Origin of the sequence: Candidatus Marifrigoribacter sp. Uisw_064, assembly GCF_047730175.1 — a bacterium.
Taxonomy (GTDB): Bacteria; Bacteroidota; Bacteroidia; order Flavobacteriales; family Flavobacteriaceae; genus Marifrigoribacter.
The window spans coordinates 2,141,507-2,164,808 of sequence record NZ_CP159833.1 but is presented as its reverse complement, the minus strand read 5'-3'; the positions used below and the strand labels follow the sequence as shown (position 1 = coordinate 2,164,808).

Here is a 23,302-nt window from a genome sequence, read left to right as displayed (position 1 = left end):
ACATGACATTTTCTGAACAATTACTACAAGGAATCCCAGCAATATTACCTCAAGAAAAAAAGTATGATCCATCCATTAATCATGCACCTAAACGTAAAGATATTTTAAGTCCTGCTGAAAAAGAATTAGCCCTTCGGAATGCACTTCGCTATTTTGATGCAAAACACCATGCTACTCTCCTACCAGAATTTAAAGAAGAGTTAGACAAATACGGCCGGATTTACATGTATCGTTTCCGTCCGGATTATAAAATATATGCGCGTCCGATAGATGAATATCCAGGGGAATGTAATCAAGCAAAAGCAATCATGTTAATGATTCAGAATAATTTAGATTATGCTGTTGCACAACATCCTCATGAGTTAATAACCTACGGAGGAAATGGTGCTGTGTTCCAAAATTGGGCGCAATACTTAGTAGTGATGATGTATTTATCTCAAATGACAGATGAACAAACCTTAGTGGTCTATTCAGGTCATCCACTTGGCTTATTTCCGTCACATAAAGATGCACCCCGAGTTGTGGTTACTAATGGGATGATGATTCCTAATTATTCACAACCCAATGATTGGGAAAAATTCAATGCTTTAGGAGTAAGTCAATACGGACAAATGACTGCTGGTAGTTATATGTATATTGGACCTCAAGGGATTGTTCATGGAACAACGATTACAGTGTTAAATGGTTTCAGAAAAATTAATAAAAGTCCAAAAGGAGGTTTATTTGTTACTTCAGGATTAGGTGGGATGAGCGGTGCTCAACCAAAAGCAGGAAATATTGCTGGTTGTGTTACTGTGTGTGCTGAAATCAATAAAAAAGCAACAGAAACTAGGCATTCACAAGGTTGGGTTGATGAAGTATATTCAGATATTTATACTTTAACTACGCGTGTAAAAGAAGCGAAAGCAAATCAAGAAACTGTTTCAATTGCGTATGATGGAAACATTGTTGATGTATGGGAAACCTTTGATAAAGAAGGCGTACACATCGATTTAGGAAGTGATCAAACTTCACTTCATAATCCTTGGGCTGGTGGATATTACCCTGTTGGAATTTCATTAGAAGACGCCAACGAAATGATGGCTAATGATCCAGATCAATTCAAAATTGAAATACAAAAAAGTTTACGTAAACATACAGATGCTATAAATAAACATACTGCAAAAGGAACTTATTTCTTCGATTATGGAAATGCATTTTTATTAGAAGCATCCAGAGCTGGTGCTGATATCATGGCTGAAAATGGTATCGACTTCAAATACTCAAGTTACGTACAAGATATTATGGGGCCTATGTGTTTCGATTATGGATTTGGACCCTTCCGTTGGGTTTGTGCCTCTGGAAACCCAGAAGATTTAGCTAAAACCGATAAAATTGCTTGCGAAGTTTTAGAAGAAATGATTAAAACGGCACCTGAAGAAATTCAGCAGCAAATGCAAGATAATATTCAATGGATTAAAGGAGCGCAAGAGAATAATCTAGTGGTAGGTTCTCAAGCTCGAATTTTGTATGCTGATGCTCAAGGCCGAATTAATATTGCAAGTGCTTTTAATAAAGCTATTTCAGAAGGAAAAATTAAAACGGTTATTTTAGGGAGAGATCATCATGATGTTTCTGGGACAGATTCACCCTATCGTGAAACCTCAAACATTTACGACGGAAGTCGCTTTACTGCTGACATGGCGATACAAAATGTAATAGGTGATAGTTTTAGAGGAGCCACTTGGGTAAGTATCCACAACGGTGGTGGTGTTGGCTGGGGGGAAGTGATTAATGGTGGTTTCGGTATGGTTCTTGATGGTAGTAAAGACGCACAACGACGTCTAGAATCCATGCTTTTCTGGGATGTTAATAATGGTATTGCTAGAAGAAGTTGGGCGCGAAATAAGGAAGCAATTTTCGCAATAAAAAGTGCTATGAAAAAGAACCCAATGTTGCAAATTACACTTCCAAATTTTGTTGATGATAACTTAATTAATAAAATGTAATGCCATGAAAACATTAAAATTACTACCACTATTGCTCGTTTTTATCTTGACCTCTTGCTCTTCAGTAAGAGTCGCAACAGATTTTGATCGTGAAGCCAATTTTAATTCTTATCAATCTTTTGCTTTTTACAAACCGGGTATTGATAAAGCAAAAATTTCAGATTTAGACAAAAAAAGAATTCTAAGATCTATTGATGGTCAATTAAGTACCAAAGGAATGTCAAAGTCTGAGACTCCTGATCTTTTAATAAGTATTTTCACCAAAGAAAAAGAACGTGTCGACGTTTATAACAACCATTTTGGATTTGGTTGGGGATGGAATCCTTGGTATTATGGAGGATTTAATTCGCCCCATGTATCAAGCCGAACAGAAGGCACTTTATTTATCGATTTAATTGATGCTAAAACGAAAGAATTGGTTTGGCAAGGAATGGGTACTTCAAACTTAGTTACTTCAAGTAATATTGAAAAGAAAGAAGAAAAAATACGTCTCATCGTAAGTGAAATTCTTTCAAAATATCCTCCGGGATCTGATACCAAATAATTTCTTTAATCATTCTTAATCTATTCAATATGAAAATGACTTACAAAACATTTTTATCAGCTTTATTTATCATGAGTTTTTTTTCTATAAATGCGCAAACTTTTAAATCTGGTTCCGTCACTTTAAATAATAATTCTGTTGTTAATGGAAAAGTTTCTGTTACATCTGAACAACAAACCATAGAAGTAAAACATCAGTATAAAAAATCAAATTTTACTTTTAGTCAAGTTCAAAAATTCACCGCAAATGATCGTTCTTTTGAAAAAAAGAGTTTTGATGAAATGAACTTTTTTGCACATGAACTAGTTTCTGGAAAAGCTTCTTTGTATCAAATCGAAAAAAACAAATATCTAATTTCAAAAGAGGATGGTGTTTTTAAAATGATTGATAGTAAAAAAAGAAGTTTTGTGGAAAGAGGAGTGCTTAGCGTTTTATTTGAAGATTGTAATACTATCCGAGAAAGTATCTATAATGTGCCTTCACTTTCTGAAACTGTTCTAATAGCTCTAATCAATCAATATAACGCCTGTAGTTATGGTGAATTCAGTCCTACTGAAAAAGAGCTAAGCAAGGCAAATACATTTAATACAGATGAGTACAAGGTTTTTGTAGGTACTGGAATTGGATTGAGATCTATTAGTTTTTTTGAAAATAATTCCACTAAAAATATGAGTCAATTTGGGTTTAAAGTAGGAGTTGCAGCAACACCCAGTTTTTTAGGGAATTTACAAGGTGATTTATATTTTAATATAGAAGCTTCCGCAAATTTTGGAAGTGAAGAAGGTTTTTCAAATTCTATTAGTCCAACAAGTTTTTCAGTAAACACATATCGTTTGGTTTTTAGTTCAGATTATTATTTTAACAAACAAGGAAAAATAAAACCATTCATAGGAGTTGGTATTGGTATTTCTGGTGATTATTTTAAAGGAAATGTAGCTGGAAATGAATTCGACATTAGCGGTGGAAGTCCAGTATGGATGCCTAAAGCAGGAATTATGTATACTATAAATAACGGAAAAGACATTAGCCTTATATTTGATTATATCCCTGAGTATGACAATGACTTAAGCTTTCCAGTAGGAGAGAAAGTTATCCCTCTTACAGTAAATAGTAGCTTTATAAATATTGGCTTGAATTATTATTTTTAATATACACTGAATACAATTTGATAACAACGTATAAAAATATTATAGAATATTATTCACCCTTTCATTGTGCAAAACCATAGTAGTTTCAGTGCTTTGTATATAATCTAAAGTAGACAGTCTGTCGAGAATAAAGCCCCTTAACTCATCAGAATCTTTTACTCCTAAGTGCAAAATAAAATCATTATTGCCTGCCATATGAAATAATTGAATAACACCAGGTAATTGAGATGCTTTCTCTCTGAAATCTGCAATTATTGAACGATGTTGCTTGTTTAACTTAATTGCTAATAGTACCTCAATATTAAGATCCAGTTTTTTTTGATCGATTTGGACATATGCCCCTTTAAAATATCCTCTCTGGGTTAATTTCTTAATTCTATCGTGAGTGCTTGACTGTGCAATTCCAATCTGTGCAGCAATCTCTTTATTTGATAGCCGTGCATTATTCAGCAATAGTCTTAAAATCTGAATATCTTTCGAATCTATTTCATTTTTCATACTATCTTCGAATCTTTTTTGGGTTATATAATATTTCGACAAATATAATTGTGCATATATACCTTTTATATGATATTTGTTCAAATATAATCAAATATGCAGAATTAAACACATATTTACTACAGTTCCAAATGAATATGAATGAAATAAAAATATTTTCACCAGCGACTGTCGCTAATGTAGCCTGCGGGTTCGACGTGTTAGGCTTTTGCTTAGATACTGTCGGTGATGAGATGGTAATAAAAAAAGTCGATAAAAAAGGTGTTAAAATAACTAAAATCGAAGGGTTCGATTTGCCCTTTGAAACCGAATTAAATGTTGCTGGAGTTTCTGCTCTAGCTATGTATAACGCTATTAATCCTGATTATGGATTCGAAATTGAAATTCACAAAAAAATTAAACCTGGAAGCGGTATTGGTAGTAGTGCAGCCAGTGCTGTTGGCAGTGTTTTTGGGATGAACGAGCTTTTAGGAAAGCCGTTTAGTAAAACCGAATTAACACAATTTGCTATGAAAGGTGAAGCGTTAGCAAGTAAATGTGAACATGCAGATAATTTAGCGCCGTCCCTATTTGGAGGCTTTACTTTAGTTAAAAGCCTAATGCCTTTAGAAATCTTACAAATTCCGTCACCACCTAATTTATATGCAACCATTATTTACCCCCAAATAGAAATTAAAACAGCTGAATCTAGGGCTATTCTTCCAAAAGAAGTAAAGCTCCAAGATGCGATTACACAGTGGGCTAATTTTGGAAGTTTGATTCATAGCTTGCATACTAATAATTACGAATTGATGCAAAAATCGCTACATGATGTAATTATAGAACCACATAGAAGTAAATTGATTCCACATTACAACGAGGTTAAAAATGAAGCACTAAACGCAGGAGCTTTAGGTGCTGGAATTTCAGGCTCTGGACCTTCTATTTTTTCTTTATGCGAAGGAATTGAAGCAGCTAATAATGTGAGAGATGCAATAAAAAAAGTGTATTCAAAAACTGGGATTGAATTTGATATGTACGTCTCAAGAATTAATACAGAAGGTGTTAAGGTTCTATAGGTAAATGTTATTGCGAATTAAAAAAAAAACAGCACACTGCATTACATTAGGCTCGTAAAACACTTAATAGTAGTGACTTCATGGCAAAACAAAAAAACAATGAATTATTACAGTTTAAATAAAAAAGCACCTAACGTATCTTTTAAAGATGCAGTTATAAAAGGATTAGCACCAGATAAAGGATTATATTTCCCTGAATATATTACGCCTTTGCCTAAAGTATTTTTCGAGAATATTGATAATTTATCTCATTCTGAAATTGCCTTTGAAGCTATTAAGCAATTTGTATCACCAGAAATTCCAGAGGATATTTTAAAAACCATTATAGAAGAAACACTATCATTTGATTTTCCTATTGTGGAGTTGAATGAAAACATTTCAACTTTAGAACTCTTTCATGGTCCCACTATGGCGTTTAAAGATGTTGGCGCTCGATTTATGGCACGCTGCTTAGGTTATTTTAACCAGAACAACACCAATGAAGTTACTGTGCTAGTAGCAACATCTGGTGATACAGGTGCTGCTGTAGCTAATGGTTTCTTAGGAGTTAAAGGTGTGAATGTGGTAATACTATACCCTAACGGAAAAGTGAGTGATATTCAAGAAAAGCAATTAACTACCCTCGGACAAAATATTAGTGCATTAGAAGTTGACGGTACTTTCGATGATTGTCAAGCTATGGTTAAAACCGCATTTTTAGATGAAAACCTTAGAAGCAACATGCAATTAACCTCTGCTAATTCTATAAATGTGGCACGTTGGTTACCGCAATTGTTTTACTTTATGTTTGCTTACAAAAATTTGCACAATACCTATGAAGACATTGTCTTTTCAGTGCCAAGTGGAAATTTCGGAAATTTGTGCGCAGGTATGATGGCACAACAATTAGGCTTACCAATTAAGCATTTTATAGCATCAAATAACGAAAACAATGTCGTGACTGAGTATTTAAAGACACAGTTGTATAATCCGAAACCATCCGTACAAACCATAAGTAACGCAATGGATGTTGGAGATCCAAGTAACTTTATTCGCATTCAAGAAATCTATAAAAATAAATTTGAAACCTTAAAAGATAATGTGTCTTCGTTTAGTTTTTCTGATGATGAAACTAAAGCAGCTTTGTTAGAAATTTATAGCAATCATAAGTATGTTGCAGATCCACACGGAGCTGTTGGCTATTTAGGTTGTAAAGCCTATTTAGAACAGAATCCAAATGCGCATTGTGTCTTTTTAGAAACAGCGCATCCAACCAAATTTTTAGATGTTGTTGAAGATGTCATCAAAACAAAACAAACCTTACCACAACAAATTCAATCTGTAATGGGGAAAGATAAAGTGGCAACTACAATTTCTACTTACGAGGATTTTAAAGCGTATTTGTTGGAATAGCCTCGCTTGAACTTATACTAAAACAAAAAAATGAAAGTCTAATCAGTAGTCATAGATGTTAACTAGAATTAAACTTAGCACAAATAATCATCTATCTTTGAATCTTAAAAAAATGAAATACAATAGCCGTTTATTTTGTTAAACAAAGCCGTTGTATCAAACTAAACACCTAAAAATGAAAGCCTCAATACGCAGGAAATATGGTTCATCAAATCAGATAAAAATCGAGGATATTGAAAAACCAACGCTAAAAGACAATGCTATATTAATTAAGGTTCATGCTGCTACGGTCAACAGGACAGATTGTGCAAATCTTACCGCCAAACCTTTTATCATGAGGTTTGTCTTAGGCTTTTTTAAGCCAAGAAAAATTATATTGGGGACAGATTTTGCAGGAGAAGTAGTCGCTATAGGTAAAGAAGTCAAGTCATTTAAGATTAATGATAAAGTGTTTGGTTTTAACGATACAGGTTCAGAATCACAAGCTGAATATATAACATCCACAGAAAAAAACTTATTTCTTATTCCAGAAAACATTAATTATAAGCAAGCTGCTGCAAGTTTAGAAGGAGCTCATTATGCGTATACTTTTATCCACAAAGTGACTATTCAATCTGGGCAAAATATTCTAATTAATGGAGCAACTGGAGGAATTGGATCAGCGCTCTTACAATTTGTTAAGCAATATAATGTCCAAATAACAGCTACTTGTAATACCAAAAATTTAATATTAATAAAATCTTTAGGCGCTGATAAAGTTTATGATTACACCAAGGAAGACTTTACAAAAAGTAAAGAACAATATGATTTTATATTTGATGCTGTTGGTAAAAGTACATATGGAAAATGCAAGCCATTATTAAAGGAAAAAGGTGTTTATATCTCTTCGGAATTAGGGCCTTATTCTCAAAATCTATTGTATGCATTAACAACTTCGGTTTCAAGTAATAAAAAAGTAATCTTCCCTGCGCCATATAAAACAGAAAAGACCATACCCTATATAATAGAGCTTTTGAAAAAAGAAAGATTTAACCCCGTAATAGACCAAGAATATTTATTAGAAGACATCGCTTTGGCTTACGAATATGTACTCCGTGGAGAAAAAACAGGAAATGTGATAATTAAAATTTAGAATAACGGGAGCGCAAAAAGGTATATAATTCATAACTTCGCTACGTTTCATAAACGAACATATCAGGCAATATAACTTTATGAAATTAGATCATCCAAAACTTACTGACTCACTTCAAAAAGCATACTCCGCAGAAAGAGCCGCTGCTTTTACATCTGTTGGACATGCAGGCTCCTTGAGAAAAAATCAAAAAAAATTGCGATAAAGGAGATAGAAGATGACGAATGGCATCACAGGAAGCTAGTGTTAGAAATAATTAATCAATATGGTATTCCTATCTCTAGATATTATGAAATAAAATTCTACATCATTGGAAAATTTATTTTATTTAGTTGCTATATTATTAGGTTGTTCATGTCCTACTTTTTTGCAGGTAGATTGGAAAGCGGTAATGTTTGCGAATACTTTGAAATGATGCACTACTATCATGAATTGTATATATCGGAACATGATCAAGACCTATATGACATGGGAATCAAAGAAAAAGAGCATGAAGAGTATTTCCTAACTGAAATTGGCAACAGTCGATTACTACCCATTTTTGAAAAACTTTTTAAGTGGGGCAAATCTAAAAGCTATAATGACGTTGAACTAAAAGCATTGAAGGCTGTCGAAAAACCTGAGGCATATTGCACAAACCATATTAGTAAAAACAAATAAATAGCTCTGCTGTTAGTCGTATTTTCGTTATAAAAATCCGTTACAACTTTTGATTAGCCATGAATTAAACTGACTTGTAGTAGAGGAAGTTATCCCTCTTACAGTAAATAGTAGCTTTATAAATATTGGCTTGAATTATTATTTTTAAGCTCATAAAAAAAGCGACTTAATAAGGCGCTTTTTTTATTACTCCTAATTTAATTTATTTTTTTATCACCTTAATTTGCCCTTTATCTCCTTCTGAAGTTTCAATCGTTACAAAATACATCCCCGAATTCCATGAAGATGTTTCTATTTCAATTTCTGTTTTAGCAGAAATTTTAGCCTCCATAATTACTTGTCCTAAAATAGAAACCACTCTAATTGAGCTGAGTTCATTTTCACTTATTATTGACAATAGATTTGTAACTGGATTAGTATATGATATCTTGTTGCTATCTATTTCATTATCCCCGATTGATAATATTTCAGCAATAATCGTGTGTGCATAAATTTTTGCTCCGCCTCCTTTATTTTCAATAAACACAACAACACCCTGACTATCTACAGGCTTTGTATAGTGAATTCTGCTTTTATTAGCATTAAATGTGGCTGCAGATAAAATATCTTCATCAATCTCAATATTTCCATTATCCTCTAATAAAATTCCTCCTAATGTAGTTGGACTTACACCATTATCAACTCCACTTTTTAGTAAAAATAATGGGGCATTATTTTTTAAATGCAAAGGTCCTGCATGTACTTTTTCACTTCCTATAGGATAAATTTCTTTTGCATTTTCGGTAAGTAATCTATCTCCAGAATCCTTATCAAATTTTTGAACATACTCTCCTTTTTCACTTTGGCTTGTGTTGGTATAGGTACAAATAGCCCAAATATTTTGAGACCCTGGCTCAAAAGAAATTTGAGTATTCATTTCATAATCGGTCTGATTAGTATCGAAATCTGAACCATTAATTCCCCAAGGTAAAGTTCCATCAGGATTTATACGTTGTAAAAAGGAATCGAATCGTGATCCAGGTGACGCCATATAACCCATATAGACATTGTCTCCATCTTGTAAACCACTATAGTTACTAATAAAAACAGTCCCATAATCCGCCAATTGAGTTGGATTTACCCATTGAGCTTCACCTAAACTATTATAACGCTGACCATAAAGAATAGAATTAATTCCAAATGTTAAACTATGAAAAACCATCACATAACCTCCATCGGAAAGTTCAAATATATTGGCAGGAACAGTATCATTTGTTCCTTCTTCTATAGATTGAGTAGCACCCCAAATAGCTGCTCCAGAAGTATCAAATTTTTGCATGAGACCTTCAGTTCCAGGCCACCAAGAAACAATTGTTTCTCCACTTGATAATGGTAAAAAAGTAACCGAAAAACCACTTCCTACATTAACTCCATTTGTTCCCCATAAATGATTACCTGCTGTATCTAATTTAAAAGCATAAGCAGGTTCACCGCCTCCTGATCCTGTAGCTCCTATATATAAATTATCATTTTCATCGATGGTAATATTCCAGATATATGTAAATGTACTCATAGGTATTTGATCACTTACAAGTAGACCATCATTTCCTAATAGTTGAGTACCATCTATATCTAACACTTGTAGTCTTAGTTCGTAATTAGTTGGAGCTGAAACAACTTTCCAAAAAACAACATAAGTTAAACCACCTGAGGTTCCAATTGCCTTCATATCTCCGCTTTCAGAATCTGCAACGAGCGTATTTACATTGGTATCTGCAACCCATTGAGCATTCATATTAATAAATACTAAAAGCATGAATATTGTAATTATTCTTTTCATAATAATGTATTTAGTAATTCAAGAGTTCTTGAATTTTTGTTTTCACTTTTTCCGTACTAGGAATCATTGTTTTCTCTAAAATTGAATTTAAAGGTATTGCTGGCATGTTTTCACTACCAATGATCATAACTGGCGCATCTAACTCTCTAAAACACTCTTCTTGAATTCTTCCTTGAAGCGCTCTCGAAAAACTATTTTCTGAAGGTTCCTCTGTTACCACTAAACATTTTCCACATTTCTTAACTGAATTTAGTACCGTTGTATAGTCAATAGGATGTAAGGTACGTAAATCTACTATTTCAATTCGATCTTGCATATTAAGTTCTTCAGAAGCATTCATTGCCCAATGAACTCCCATTCCATAAGTTATAATAGATAAGGTCTCTTTCTCTTCTTGTTTCCAAATTTCTTGTAATACCCATGCTTTTCCGAAAGGTAATACATAATCTTCAGATGGCTCAACAGAAGTTGCACCTTTTGTGCCAGGTACTTTACTCCAATACAATCCTTTATGTTCTAAAATCACCACTGGATTAGGATCATAATAAGCAGCTTTCATTAAGCCTTTTAAATCGGCTCCATTACTTGGATAGGCAATTTTAATTCCTCGAATATTGGTAATCACACTTTCTACAGAAGAAGAATGATAAGGACCTCCACTTCCATACGCTCCAATAGGAACTCGTAATATCATAGAAACTGGCCATTTCCCATTAGATAAATAACAGGACCTACTTACTTCCGTAAATAACTGATTTAATCCTGGCCAAATATAATCTGCAAATTGCACCTCAACGATGGGCTTTAAACCTACAGCACTCATTCCAACCGTAGAACCTACAATAAAAGCTTCTTGAATTGGAGTATTAAATACACGATTATCACCAAACTTTTGCGCTAGGGTCGCTGCTTCTCTAAACACTCCCCCTAGACGTCCTCCTACATCTTGACCATATAACAAACATTCTTTATGTTTTGTCATTAATTCTTCAATAGCATATAAAGCACAATCGACCATGACCACTTTTTCAGCACCTTCAGGTGAGCGTTCTCCTACTTCTTCAGTAATAGGTGTTGGGGCAAAATCATGTGTAAATAAATCTTCAGGTTGAGGATCTTCAGCTTTTATAGCTTTCTTGTAATCTGCGGCAACGGTCTCTGTTGCCTTTTTTTCTATTTCTGAAACATCTTTTTCAGAAAAACCATTCTGAAGAAGTAATGCTTTTAATTTCGGATAAGGATCTCGGCTTCTAGCTTCCTCTAGATCGTCACGATACCATTCCATTCGAACCCCAGAAGTATGATGATTCAATAAAGGAACTTTTGCATGTACTAAAAAAGGACGGCGTTCTTTTCGGATGGTATCAATCACTTTTTCTAGTTTCGAATAACATTCATCAAAATCGGTTCCATCAATAGTGACAGCTTCCAATCCATTAAATCCTCTAGCGTATTCAAAGGCATCTTGCGCACGAGTTTCAGCAGCATTAGCACTGATATCCCAGCCATTATCTTGCACTAAATAAAGTATTGGCAACTGCTTTAATGCAGCCATCTGAAAGGCTTCAGCAATTTCTCCTTCAGTTACTGAAGCATCACCTAAAGAACAAACTACAAAAGGAGCTTTTTCATTCTCTTCGTTAATATGTTCAATTTCCTTGTACCAAAAACCTAAGGCAACACCTGTAGCAGGAATCGTTTGCATTCCTGTCGCAGAACTTTGATGTGGAATTTTAGGCTTATCATCATCACGTAAACTCGGATGTGAATAATAGGTTCTTCCTCCTGAAAAAGGATCCTCTTTTTTAGCAAATACTTGAAGCATCAACTCATAAGGTTCCATTCCGACAGCCAATAACATAGAGTCATCTCTATAATATGGAAAGGCATAATCTTGCGGAAGTAACTGCATTCCTAAAGCAGTCTGAATTACTTCATGACCACGAGAAGTTGCATGTACATACTTAGAAACTTCCTTAAAGTTAGCTTCAAATAATTCAGTCATTGCTTTTGCTGTACACAAATTAGCAAATGCTTTCTGATAAATATCTTTATGTATTTTAGTATTCATTAATTATTATTCTGCAGGAACCATCCAACCAAACTTATCTTCGATTGCACCTACTTTAATACTATTAAGCGTATCATTTACGTCTTCTGCAACCGGACTTTCGTCAGAAACATGAATCGTCCCTTCATCAGTTCCTATTTCTTGAATATAAGCAATACCAATGGCAGTACCTGTTCCAAAGGCTTCTTCTAAGGTTCCATTTTCAGAAGCTTCTTTAACTTCATCGATTGTAATAGGCCTTTCAGTAACTTCAAAACCTTTATCTCTTAATAAGTCAATAACACTCATTCTTGTAATTCCATCTAAGATATTTCCATCTCTATATGGAGTTACTATCTTTCCATCTATTTTAAAGAAAATATTCATGGTTCCAACTTCCTGAATATACTTGTGCTCAACAGCATCTAACCAAAGTACTTGATTATATCCTTTTGCTTTAGCGTTTTCAGTAGGTTTTATTGCTGCCGCATAATTTCCAGCTGCTTTCGCTTCACCAGTACCACCAGTTGCTGCACGAATGTATTGTTTTTCAGCAAATAATTTAATTCGTTCACTAAAATAAGGCCCTGCAGGAGAACAAATAATTAAAAATTTGTAACTAGTTGCAGCTCTCATACCAATAAAGTGCTCATCAGCATACATAAAAGGACGTAAGTACATCGCTGATCCTTCTTTTGGAGGAATCCAACTTTTTTCTAAATTCACTAACATTTTTAAGCCTTCTGTAAAAATTTCTTCAGGTAATTCAGGCATTCCCATTCTATTTGCGCTAAAATTTAATCTTGCAGCGTTTTTCATAGGACGAAATAATAAAGGAGTACCATCAGCATTCAAAGTTGCTTTCATCCCTTCAAAAATAGCTTGCCCATAGTGCAAAGCCATCGTTGCAGGGTGTGTAGGGATAGAGTGTATAGGCTCAATTCTAGGATTGCGCCATTCACCTTCGCTATAATCACAAATAAACATGTGGTCCGTGAATGCTTTCCCTAAAGGAATATTATCGAAGTCTAATTCACTTAATTTAGAACTCTCTGTTAATGTTACTTTTATATTTTCCATCTTGCTTATTTATATTTTTCTATTTAAATCAAATTTTTCCATATTATCGGCTATTCTTCTTAAGAATGAGCCTGCTAAAAATCCATCTACAATTCGATGATCAAAGGATAAAGATAAGTACATCATTTGTCTAATTTCAATCACATCCCCAGATTCTTTTTCAATAACCTCAGCTCTTTTTTTAATAATACCTGTTGCAAGAATTGCTGCTTCAGGTTGATTAATTATTGGGGTTCCCATAACAGAACCAAAAGTTCCAACATTTGAGATTGTAAAAGAACTTCCTTTGGTATCATCTACTTTTAATTTATTTTCTCTTGCTTTAGTTGAAAGTGAATTAATATCCGCAGCTAATTCTTGTAAATTCTTAGTATTTGCATTTTTTACCACCGGAACGATTAAATTTCCTGAAGGCAATGCAGCTGCCATCCCAATATTTATGTCTGGTTTAACAATAATATTCTTTCCATCTAAAGATGAATTTATCATAGGAAAGTCAACAATTGCTTTTGAAACTGCTTCAATAAACAAAGGAGTAAACGTAAGTCTTTCATTGTATTTCTTCTGAAAATCAACTTTCACCTTATTACGCCATTCTACCATTTCAGTTAGATCTGCTTCAACATAGGCAGTAACATGTGGGGAAGTATGTTTACTAAAAACCATATGATCCGCTATCATTTGACGCATGCGATCCATTTCAACTATTTTACCTTTGCCTTTATCAAATTGTAGATTAGGAATACTAAAACCAGAGGGTTCTTTTTTCTGCAACAAATTTATGAGGACGTCCTTCTTCAATGTAGCTCATGAGATCACTTTTACGTAATCGTCCTTTTTTACCTGAAACTGGTATTCTTGATAATTCCTCAAAACTAATATGATGTTCTTTAGCTATGTTAATTATTAGTGGTGAGAAAAATAAATCTGAATTTTGATTGGCTACTGATTTTTTTGATTTTTGAGATTTCTGAACTCTTTTTGGTTGTTCTACTTTCTTCTCTAACTTATCTCCACTAGAAGATTTAGCATTCCCATCGACTCTAATAATAGCGATTACTTTACCGATTTGAATAACATCATTGGGTTCGAACAATAATTGTTCAATGACTCCAGCAGTATTTGAAACCACTTCAGAATCTACTTTATCAGTAGCAACTTCTAATAAGGTTTCATCTTCTTCTATGGTATCACCAACACTTTTAAACCATGTAATAATGGTTGCCTCAGTAATACTTTCGCCCATTCTAGGCATTTTAAATTCGTAACTTCCTGCGTCGGCAGGAATCTGTTTATCTTTCATTTCGGATTTTATTAAAATCAAAATTCCAATTCATACTTAAATCCATCCAACTAGAATTCATTTCTTCAATCAATTTAATTTTCAAATCTCTTTTCAATTTCTTTAACCGTTACTCTCTTGTCATTGCGATGAGCTTTGCGAAGTGGCAATCTTTTTAGAGACTCTTCGCTATCGCTCTGAATGACAGTTTTTATTTAATTCTTTCTTTTCAACTCAGCAAGCGTTTTATAAAAATCTTCTTGTTTGGGTCTCTCCTTTGGAATTTCTCGTAAAGGTGCAACCTCTTTTAAACTTTCGTGGCATTCTTTTGGTAATTGCTGGTATAATTTTGTTCCAGCCGTTTTCCATGCGATCATTTCATCTGAAACATCTTTAATTGCATTGGCGGGGTTTCCAATAATTAATTTTCTCTTCGGAAACACTGCTTCAGCTTTTACAAATGATAAAGCTCCAACAATACATTCATCTCCTATTTCAGCACCATCCATAATCACGCTATTCATTCCAATTAAACAATTACGCCCTAAATTGGCTCCATGAATAATAGCACCATGACCTATATGCGCTCCTTCTTTTAACACAATAGTTTTTCCAGGAAACATATGTACGGTACAATTTTCCTGAACGTTCACTCCATCTTCTAATATAATTTCTCCCCAATCACCGCGGATAGCAGCACTAGGGCCGATATAACAATTTTTTCCAATTATTACATTTCCAGTTACAGCCGCTAAGGGATGAACGAAACTACTTTCGTGAATAACAGGGATATGTCCTTTGAAACTATAGATCATATTAATTGCTTATTGTTGATTGTCATTGCGAGAGGTAAAGCGACGTGGCAATCTTTTGAGAGATTACTTCACTTCGTTCGGAATGACATTTTATTTAAACCCCTTTAATTTTTCTTTAGTAAAATCACTTAAAACCAATCGCCCACTTATTACAGCTCTTTCGGCTAATAATGTATCCCAATCTTCCGTTCCTGTCCACATCACCTTCTTCATTTCTCTCATGGCTTCTGGGTTGTAATTGCATAAGTTTTCAGCAAAAGCTTGAACCGCTTCATCCAATTCTTCCGTAGAATCATATACCTGCGCATATAATCCTTTTTGACGTGCCCATTCAGCATCATAAAAACTATTGGCATCGATAGCAATTTGAGACATTCCTGTTAAACCTAATTTACGTTCAACAGCAGGTCCCACTACAAAAGGTCCAATGCCTACATTTAATTCACTTAATTTAATAGCAGCAAATTTAGAAGCCATACAATAATCGGTTGCTGATGCAACTCCTACTCCGCCTCCAACAGTTTTACCTTGAATACGTCCAATTATAAATTTTGGACATTTTCTCATTGCATTTATCACATTGGCGAATCCGCTGAAAAATATTCGACCTGATTCTGAATCTTTGATATTGATTAATTCTTTAAAACTAGCTCCAGCACAAAATGTTCTTGCTCCTCCACTTTTTAAGATGATCACTTTTACATCATTATTTTCACCAGCTTCTTGAATAGCATTTGCTAATTGAGCTAGTATATCTCCAGGCAGACTGTTGTGTGCTGGATGAAAGAATTCTATTGTTAAAATTCCTTTATTTACATCTTGTTTTACGTAAGGTTGGGTCATTACATTTATGAGTTCCCTTGAAAAAGGGAATCTATTTTTAATTATTTTCGATTATAGCTAGAATCTCTCTTTTTAAAGAAATTTCCGGAAACCTTATTTTAATTCGTTGTATAAATCATCCCAATTAGGATTTTTATTTTCTATTAATTCACTTTTCCAATTTCTTCTCCATTTCTTCATTCGTTTCTCTCTTTCTTTAGTAACTTCTTCCTCTTCATATTTTTCAAAATAAACAAACTTATTTAAATCATACCTCGCTGAAAAAGTATTTGGATGTGCTTTAGTAATATGTTGTCTTATTCTTGTTTTTAATTTTTTTGTTAAACCTATATATAAAACTCCGTTTTTTTTATTTGCAATTATATATACACAACTATTTGTCATTTATAACCTTTTACATATTCCCCTTTTTATGGGAATTTTAGCCAATTTAACCTTTTACAAAAGGTTAAATTGGCTAAAGTGATGATTCAAGTGTTTACGCTCTAATAAATACCATTCGTACTTATTGATATCACCAAACACCACATTTTTTGTTATACTCTCTGGATTTTCTTTAAAGTAATTTAAATATTCTTCTCTAGACGCTAACATCATCTTTTTCGCAGTATCCAAATCAGAATGTTTTAAATCTTCCAATGCTCCTTTTTTATTTAATGGAAAATCATATCCTGGAGCCATTGGCTCATAGGTGTATAATGACTCTAGCGTCTTCTCTAAATATTTTTCTGGTGTTGTTATCTCAAAATCTTGAAATTCTCCAGAAGCAATTCTATAGGCATCTTCAAGATGTTCTACCATATGCTGAGGAGTTAAAATTCCCCACTTCGCTTTTGAATTTTCTGTTAAATCATTTAAACAAGAAGTAATTTTTTCCGAAGTCATTTCAACAAACACCTTTTGTTTCTTCTGAACCATAGTTAGAATAGTTGCAATCGCTACTAATTCATGCTCTACATCAAATACCTCAACATACCATTTTACAATTCCACTAGGATGTTCTTTTCCTCTTGAATCGCGATCAATCTTTTGCTTACAAGTTAATCGAACATAAACTGTATCATTATGATAAATAGGACGCAGAAATCTACATTCTTCTAATCCATAATTTGCAGTTACTGGGCCTTTATTTGGATATACGAATAGACCTGCTGCTGCAGCTAAGATGAAATATCCATGTGCTGTTCTCTTTTCAAAAATACTTCCCTCTAAAGAAGTGATATCTGTATGGGCATAAAAATGATCCCAAGTAAGGTTTGCAAAATTAACAATATCACCATCGGTGATGGTACGTTTATGCGTTTTTAAAGACATTCCTGATTGAATGTCCTCCCAATGATATGAAAATGGATGATCAGAAATTTCAGTATATGCTCCTTTAGCTTGATAAATACCTGTTACTTCTGTTAAACTTGTAGGTGAACCTTGAACAGCACATCGTTGTAAATAATGCTTAATTCCTCGCATTCCCCCCATTTCTTCACCACCTCCAGCTCTACCTGGACCTCCATGAACTAATGCTGGCAATGGAGAACCATGACCTGTACTTTCTTTAGCATTCTCTCTATTCAGAATTAAAATTCGTCCGTGATGACTTGCTGCATTTATGGTATATTCTTTAGCAATTTTATTATCATTAGTAACTATAGAGCTCACTAAAGAACCTTTCCCCATTTTAGCAAGTGTAACTGCTTCTTCAATACTTTTATAAGGCATTATTGTACTCACAGGACCAAATGCTTCCGTAACATGAGCGGCTTCATTTTTTAAAGGATGGTCTTCTCGTAACACAATAGGTTTTAAAAAGGCCCCTTTTTTTGAGTCTGCACCAATGGTTTCTACTTCATTTAAATCACCATAAACGATTGAAGCTGTTTTTGCTAATTTTTTTACTTGTTCTCTTACTGAATTACGCTGTTGCTCACTTACTAATGAACCCATTCGCACTTCTTTTAAACGAGGATCTCCAATGGTTACTTTATCTAATTCTTTCCCTAGTGCAATTTGCACCTCTTCTATTAAATTTTCGGGTACTATAATTCTTCGAATTGCAGTACATTTTTGTCCGCATTTTACGGTCATTTCTTTACGTACTTCTTTGATGAATATATTGAACTCTGGAGTTCCTGGCAAAGCATCTTCACCTAAAATAGACGCATTCAATGAATCTGCTTCCAAAGTAAATGGCACAGACTCTTGTGTTAATTGTGGATGTGTTTTTAAGGCTCTACCCACTAGTGCTGAACCAGTAAAAGTTACTACATCCTGAGATTGAACTGTATCTAATATATTTCTTGCGGTACCACTTATTAATTGCAATGCTCCTTCTGGTAGTAAACCAGAAGCTATTATTTCTTTTACAACTGCTTCTGTTAAATATGCAGTTTGAGGAGCTGGTAACACAACAGCTGGCATTCCAGCCATCCAATTGACAGCACATTTCTCTAACATTCCCCAAATAGGAAAGTTAAACGCATTGATATGAACAGCGACTCCTTCTTTTGGAACCATGATATGATGCGCCATAAATCTACCTCCTCGCGATAAATCGATTGGATCACCTTCTACGTGATAGGTCTGATTTGGAAACAATTTTCGTAAGGAAGCATTGGCAAATAAATTTCCGAAACCTCCCTCAATATCGATCCAACTATCAATTTTTGTTGCTCCAGTTCTATAACTCAATTCGTAAAAAGCTTGTTTCTTTTTTACAAGATACATCGCAAGGCTCTTCAACATATTTCCTCGCTCTTGAAAAGTCATTTTACGAAGTACAGAACCATTATCACGTCCATATTGAAGAATTGAAGGAACATCTAAACCTTCTACAGTGGTACTTGTAAATTGTTCTCCCGTTATCGAATCGAAAACTGGAGCACCTTCACCGATACCATCGATCCATTGACCTGTAACGTAATGTTGTGTTTTATTCATATTTAAGCTCTTATTCTAAGTATTTTCATTATGTATTTACATTTTCAATTATCGCAGCATATCCTTGCCCAACACCAATACACATAGTAACTAATGCATATTTTTTATTTTGCTCTTTTAATTCTAACGCTGCTGAATAGGCTAATCTAGCTCCTGTAACTCCTAAGGGGTGACCAATGGCTATTGAACCTCCATTCGGATTTATTCTAGGATCATCATCGCTTAATCCCCATGCACGAATACATGCTAATGCTTGCGATGCAAATGCTTCGTTCAATTCGATAACATCCATGTCTGCCATAGTTAATCCTGCTTTTTCTAAGGCTTTATTTGAAGCTTTTACAGGGCCAATCCCCATGATTCTAGGCTCAACACCTACCACTGCAGAACTTACTATTCTTGCTAAAGGGTTTAAGTTATATTTTTTTACTGCATCTTCTGAAGCGATAATTGTAGCTGCAGCTCCGTCATTTAAACCTGAACTATTACCTGCTGTTACACTCCCTCCTTCTTTTTTGAAAGCAGGTCGAAGTTTAGATAAAATTTCTTTTGTACTGGTTGGCTTTATGAACTCATCATCTTTGAAAATGATGGGGTCTTTTTTACGTTGTGGAATTTCAACTGAAACAATTTCTTTTGCAAGTCTTCCAGATTGTTGTGCTTTTGTAGCTTTCATCTGACTGTGATACGCAAATGCATCTTGATCTTCACGAGAAATATTATATTTCTCTACGAGGTTTTCGGCTGTATTTCCCATTCCATCAGTTCCATAAAGCTCCTGCATTTTTTTATTAATAAAACGCCATCCAAAACTAGAATCATACATTTTTGAATCGTTCCCAAAAGCCGAAGATGGTTTAGCAACCACATAAGGTCCTCTAGTCATATTTTCTACTCCACCAGAAATAAACAAATCTCCATCACCTGCTTTTATAGCTCTATTAGCATGAATAATGGCAGATAATCCACTACTACACAATCTGTTTACTGTTTCTCCTGGCACTGTAAAAGGTAAACCCGCTAACAATAATGACATTCTTGCAACATTACGGTTGTCTTCACCTGCTTGATTAGCACAACCCATAATTACATCATCATACGCTTCTTTTGGAATGGAAGGGTTTCTATCAACTATCTCTTTAATTACTAAGGCTCCTAAATCATCTGTTCTAACAACACTAAGTGTTCCTTTGTAATTTCCGATAGGAGTTCGAATTCCATCGATTATATATGCTTCCTTCATTATAATTTTTTTATTTCTCATTATTAAGAATTACTTCCAAAATACTGAGTAAGATTTACTGAGAAATATGAATTTCTTTTAGATAGAACTTCACATTTACTACGAAAACAAAGGTAAGAAAACTAATCCAAAGATTTTTGATCTAAGGATTCATTAAAGCAACAATAAAAATGATAATTTTTAGAATATTACAAGCTAGCATAACACCTTAGAACAACTGTTTTTAAAGGTTTTTCTTTGCTATTTTGGCAACTCTTATGGTAGCTTTTGAATTTTCAAGAGAGGTCCAAGCAGCAAACAAATTATCTCCTAATAATTCGATTTGAGGAAATCCTGAAGCACGTTCAGAACGAGTTTTTACAAGCGTAATCAGTTCGCCTTTATCGCCATTAATAGTTATACTTTGTAATTGAATTAAGGTATCATTTCCTTGGGGTTCCATCCAACAAACAACTGCTATATTTTCAGAAACCATGGTCACATCAACTCTTCCTATAGCATTACCGCTATCTAACCTTACAGGCACTTCAAATGTCTTTCCATTATTTTCAGAAAAAATGACTTGAACTCTAGGGTTGTCATTCTCTGCTGTAAACCAAGCCATTGCTAAAGTAGTTTCAAAAGCATCAATAGAAGGACCATTTACAGGGCAGCCAGGCATAATCCAATGATCTTCATACACAACTTGAGGCTTTGTCCAAGTACCATTTTCAAATCTTACAATACTAATATCTCTAACCTCTTCATCAGATCGATCTCTATAAACCACCACAGGTCCATTATTAGTTAATGCTGCTGAAGTTTGGCAGCAATCACACACGCGTTCATCGAGTAAGGTATCTTCAAGTATACTTCCTTCTTTATTAACAATAGCAGCACGTAAGGTCATTTGAGAATCTTCACGATCTACATTTACGGTGGTTCTACCATCTAACCAAGTAACGAAAAATGAGTCTTTTTGATACGGAAGCATTGATACAAAACCATGTTCACTTTCGGTTCCATCAGTATTAAGTAACATATTTTTATTCCATGAATTTATTTCAGAAGAAAAGTAATTCAATTTTACATCGTAGGTATAGGTGCCATCTGCAGATTTTTGAAGAAAATTAGTTAATATATTTCCATTATTTTCAGCAATTGCAGGGAAATCAGCCCAATTTACAAACCAATCATTTCCTGTAATTATTTCTTCAGAAGAAGACCAAATATCATTTTTTAACACTGAAAATTGTAAGCTTGAAAGGGAGTCTTTTTTCTCAACCCAAGAAATAAATAGTTCTTTCCCATTAGAATAAAGTCTTGGAAGGGATGAATTTCCTTGGACAGGACTTTCCAATTCTTCTATAATGGGTTTATTTGTTTCGATTTCTGAAACAATATTTTTTTTGACTTCATTTTTACATGAAATGAAACATAGAGAAAAAAAAACGAATAATACAAATCGCATAGATGACAAATTAGAAAGCTCTAAGGTATAAATTTCAAACAAAATAAGGTGTAAAATAATTTACACAACCTCAGCATACAAATCAAAATCCTCTGCCGCTGTAATTTTTACATGTGCAAATTCACCTGTTCTTAAATAACCCTCTTCAGCATTAATCAAAACTTCATTATCAACATCTGGGCTATCAAACTCAGTTCTACCAACAAAATAACTACCTTCCTTACGGTCGATCACTACTTTAAATTCTTTGCCAATTTTTTGCTGATTCAACTCCCAAGAAATTTGAGATTGGATTTCCATGATTTCATTAGCACGTTCCATTTTCACTTCTTCTGGAACATCATCTTCTAAATTATAGGCATGTGTATTTTCTTCATGTGAATACGTAAAACAACCTAAACGCTCAAACCTCATTTCACGAACCCATTCTCGTAAAATTTCATAATCTTCTTGCGTTTCACCTGGATATCCAACAATTAACGTAGTTCTGATGGTCATATCTGGAACAGCCGCTCTAAAGTCTTCTAACAACTTTGTAGTTTTAGCTTTTGTAGTTCCACGACGCATCGATTTTAAAATTGAATCTGAAATATGTTGCAATGGAATATCAATATAATTACAAACCTTAGGTTCATTTTTCATTACTTCCAGCACTTCCATTGGAAATCCAGTTGGAAATGCATAATGAAGACGAATCCATTCAATTCCATCTACTTTCACTAATTCTTGAAGTAGTTCAGCTAAATTTCTTTTCTTATATAAATCAAGACCATAATAGGTAAGATCTTGTGCAATTAAGATTAGTTCTTTTACTCCATTTGCTGCTAGTTTCTCAGCTTCAATGACTAATTCTTCAATAGGAGTACTTTTGTGTTTTCCTCGCATAATAGGAATTGCACAAAACGAACAAGGACGATCACAGCCTTCAGCAATTTTAAAGTACGCGTAATTTTTTGGAGTTGTCGTAACACGTTCTCCAATTAATTCATGTTTATAATCTGCTCCTAATGCTTTTAATAAACCTGGTAATTCAGTGGTTCCAAAATATTGGTCAACACTTGGAATTTCTTTTTGAAGATCTGGCTTATAACGCTCAGATAAGCATCCAGTAACAAATACTTTATCTACATCTCCAGCTTCTTTCTTCTTAACATACTCAAGAATTGTATTAATACTTTCTTCCTTAGCGTTTGCTATAAAGCCGCAAGTATTAATTACCACAATATTACCTTCCTCTTCATGAACAACCTCTTTGTTGTTGGCTTTTAATTGTCCCATCAACACTTCACTGTCGTATACATTCTTGGAACAACCTAAGGTGACTACATTGATTTTATTCTTTTTTAAAGTTTTTGTACGCATAAGA

19 protein-coding genes and 1 pseudogene are annotated in these 23,302 nt (G+C 34.0%); 8 read left to right on the top strand and 12 right to left on the bottom strand.

Annotated elements, in window-relative coordinates; all coding sequences use genetic code 11:
* The first annotated feature begins 2 nt into the window (after window positions 1–2).
* The 3 genes from ABXT64_RS09800 to ABXT64_RS09790 are packed head-to-tail and all read left to right on the top strand — an operon-like array spanning window position 3 to window position 3,680.
* Window positions 3–1,988 carry a urocanate hydratase gene (locus ABXT64_RS09800; protein ID WP_443632747.1) on the top strand — a complete coding sequence of 662 codons (1,986 nt, stop codon included), beginning with the start codon at window positions 3–5 and terminating at the stop codon, window positions 1,986–1,988.
* 4 nt (window positions 1,989–1,992) lie between these two features.
* The gene (locus ABXT64_RS09795; protein ID WP_443632746.1) at window positions 1,993–2,532 is read left to right on the top strand and encodes a DUF4136 domain-containing protein; all 540 of its coding nucleotides are present in this window, start codon (window positions 1,993–1,995) and stop codon (window positions 2,530–2,532) included.
* Between the two features lie 29 nt (window positions 2,533–2,561).
* Window positions 2,562–3,680, top strand: a complete 1,119-nt coding sequence (locus ABXT64_RS09790) for a hypothetical protein (protein WP_443632745.1) — start codon at window positions 2,562–2,564, stop codon at window positions 3,678–3,680.
* A 39-nt stretch (window positions 3,681–3,719) separates the two neighbouring features.
* Here ABXT64_RS09790 and ABXT64_RS09785 read toward each other — a convergent pair whose 3' ends face one another.
* Window positions 3,720–4,178 (bottom strand): Lrp/AsnC family transcriptional regulator, encoded by a 459-nt coding sequence (locus tag ABXT64_RS09785; RefSeq protein WP_443632744.1) that lies wholly within the window; start codon window positions 4,176–4,178, stop codon window positions 3,720–3,722.
* Window positions 4,179–4,315: 137 nt separating this feature from the next.
* On the opposite strand from ABXT64_RS09785, the gene ABXT64_RS09780 reads away from it, so the two are divergent.
* The 5 genes from ABXT64_RS09780 to ABXT64_RS09760 all read left to right on the top strand — a co-directional run bounded on the left by ABXT64_RS09780 (window position 4,316) and on the right by ABXT64_RS09760 (window position 8,420).
* Entirely contained in the window at window positions 4,316–5,236 is a 921-nt protein-coding gene (locus ABXT64_RS09780; protein WP_443632743.1) for a homoserine kinase, read from the top strand.
* A 99-nt stretch (window positions 5,237–5,335) separates the two neighbouring features.
* Window positions 5,336–6,628, top strand: a complete 1,293-nt coding sequence (thrC, locus tag ABXT64_RS09775; RefSeq protein ID WP_443632742.1) for a threonine synthase — start codon at window positions 5,336–5,338, stop codon at window positions 6,626–6,628.
* A 175-nt stretch (window positions 6,629–6,803) separates the two neighbouring features.
* The gene (locus ABXT64_RS09770; protein WP_443632741.1) at window positions 6,804–7,760 is read left to right on the top strand and encodes an NAD(P)-dependent alcohol dehydrogenase; all 957 of its coding nucleotides are present in this window, start codon (window positions 6,804–6,806) and stop codon (window positions 7,758–7,760) included.
* Window positions 7,761–7,839: 79 nt separating this feature from the next.
* Entirely contained in the window at window positions 7,840–7,965 is a 126-nt protein-coding gene (locus tag ABXT64_RS09765) for a hypothetical protein (protein ID WP_443632740.1), read from the top strand.
* 206 nt (window positions 7,966–8,171) lie between these two features.
* On the top strand, window positions 8,172–8,420 hold the full coding sequence (locus tag ABXT64_RS09760) for a hypothetical protein (protein WP_443632739.1): 249 nt from the start codon (window positions 8,172–8,174) through the stop codon (window positions 8,418–8,420).
* A 202-nt stretch (window positions 8,421–8,622) separates the two neighbouring features.
* Here ABXT64_RS09760 and ABXT64_RS09755 read toward each other — a convergent pair whose 3' ends face one another.
* The 11 genes and pseudogenes from ABXT64_RS09755 to rimO form a co-directional block, all read right to left on the bottom strand.
* Complete coding sequence (locus ABXT64_RS09755; RefSeq protein ID WP_443632738.1) at window positions 8,623–10,239, bottom strand: T9SS type A sorting domain-containing protein; 1,617 nt, start codon at window positions 10,237–10,239, stop codon at window positions 8,623–8,625.
* Window positions 10,240–10,249: 10 nt separating this feature from the next.
* Window positions 10,250–12,310, bottom strand: coding sequence for an alpha-ketoacid dehydrogenase subunit alpha/beta (locus tag ABXT64_RS09750; RefSeq protein WP_443632737.1), 2,061 nt, complete (start codon window positions 12,308–12,310; stop codon window positions 10,250–10,252).
* A gap of 6 nt (window positions 12,311–12,316) precedes the next feature.
* Entirely contained in the window at window positions 12,317–13,369 is a 1,053-nt protein-coding gene (locus tag ABXT64_RS09745; RefSeq protein WP_443632736.1) for a branched-chain amino acid aminotransferase, read from the bottom strand.
* Window positions 13,370–13,378: 9 nt separating this feature from the next.
* Window positions 13,379–14,615: pseudogene (locus tag ABXT64_RS09740) on the bottom strand (dihydrolipoamide acetyltransferase family protein).
* 251 nt (window positions 14,616–14,866) lie between these two features.
* Window positions 14,867–15,466: an acyltransferase gene (locus ABXT64_RS09735; RefSeq protein WP_443632735.1), complete on the bottom strand. Its 600-nt coding sequence runs from the start codon at window positions 15,464–15,466 to the stop codon at window positions 14,867–14,869.
* A gap of 90 nt (window positions 15,467–15,556) precedes the next feature.
* Window positions 15,557–16,309 (bottom strand): enoyl-CoA hydratase/isomerase family protein, encoded by a 753-nt coding sequence (locus tag ABXT64_RS09730; protein WP_443632734.1) that lies wholly within the window; start codon window positions 16,307–16,309, stop codon window positions 15,557–15,559.
* A 93-nt stretch (window positions 16,310–16,402) separates the two neighbouring features.
* Window positions 16,403–16,693, bottom strand: a complete 291-nt coding sequence (locus ABXT64_RS09725; RefSeq protein WP_443632733.1) for a GIY-YIG nuclease family protein — start codon at window positions 16,691–16,693, stop codon at window positions 16,403–16,405.
* 54 nt (window positions 16,694–16,747) lie between these two features.
* Window positions 16,748–19,243: a phenylacetic acid degradation bifunctional protein PaaZ gene (gene paaZ / locus ABXT64_RS09720; RefSeq protein WP_443632732.1), complete on the bottom strand. Its 2,496-nt coding sequence runs from the start codon at window positions 19,241–19,243 to the stop codon at window positions 16,748–16,750.
* Between the two features lie 28 nt (window positions 19,244–19,271).
* Window positions 19,272–20,486, bottom strand: coding sequence for a 3-oxoadipyl-CoA thiolase (gene pcaF / locus ABXT64_RS09715; protein WP_443632731.1), 1,215 nt, complete (start codon window positions 20,484–20,486; stop codon window positions 19,272–19,274).
* 223 nt (window positions 20,487–20,709) lie between these two features.
* Window positions 20,710–21,936 (bottom strand): hypothetical protein, encoded by a 1,227-nt coding sequence (locus ABXT64_RS09710; protein ID WP_443632730.1) that lies wholly within the window; start codon window positions 21,934–21,936, stop codon window positions 20,710–20,712.
* A 60-nt stretch (window positions 21,937–21,996) separates the two neighbouring features.
* Window positions 21,997–23,298, bottom strand: coding sequence for a 30S ribosomal protein S12 methylthiotransferase RimO (rimO, locus tag ABXT64_RS09705; RefSeq protein WP_443632729.1), 1,302 nt, complete (start codon window positions 23,296–23,298; stop codon window positions 21,997–21,999).
* Between the last annotated feature and the right edge of the window lie 4 nt (window positions 23,299–23,302).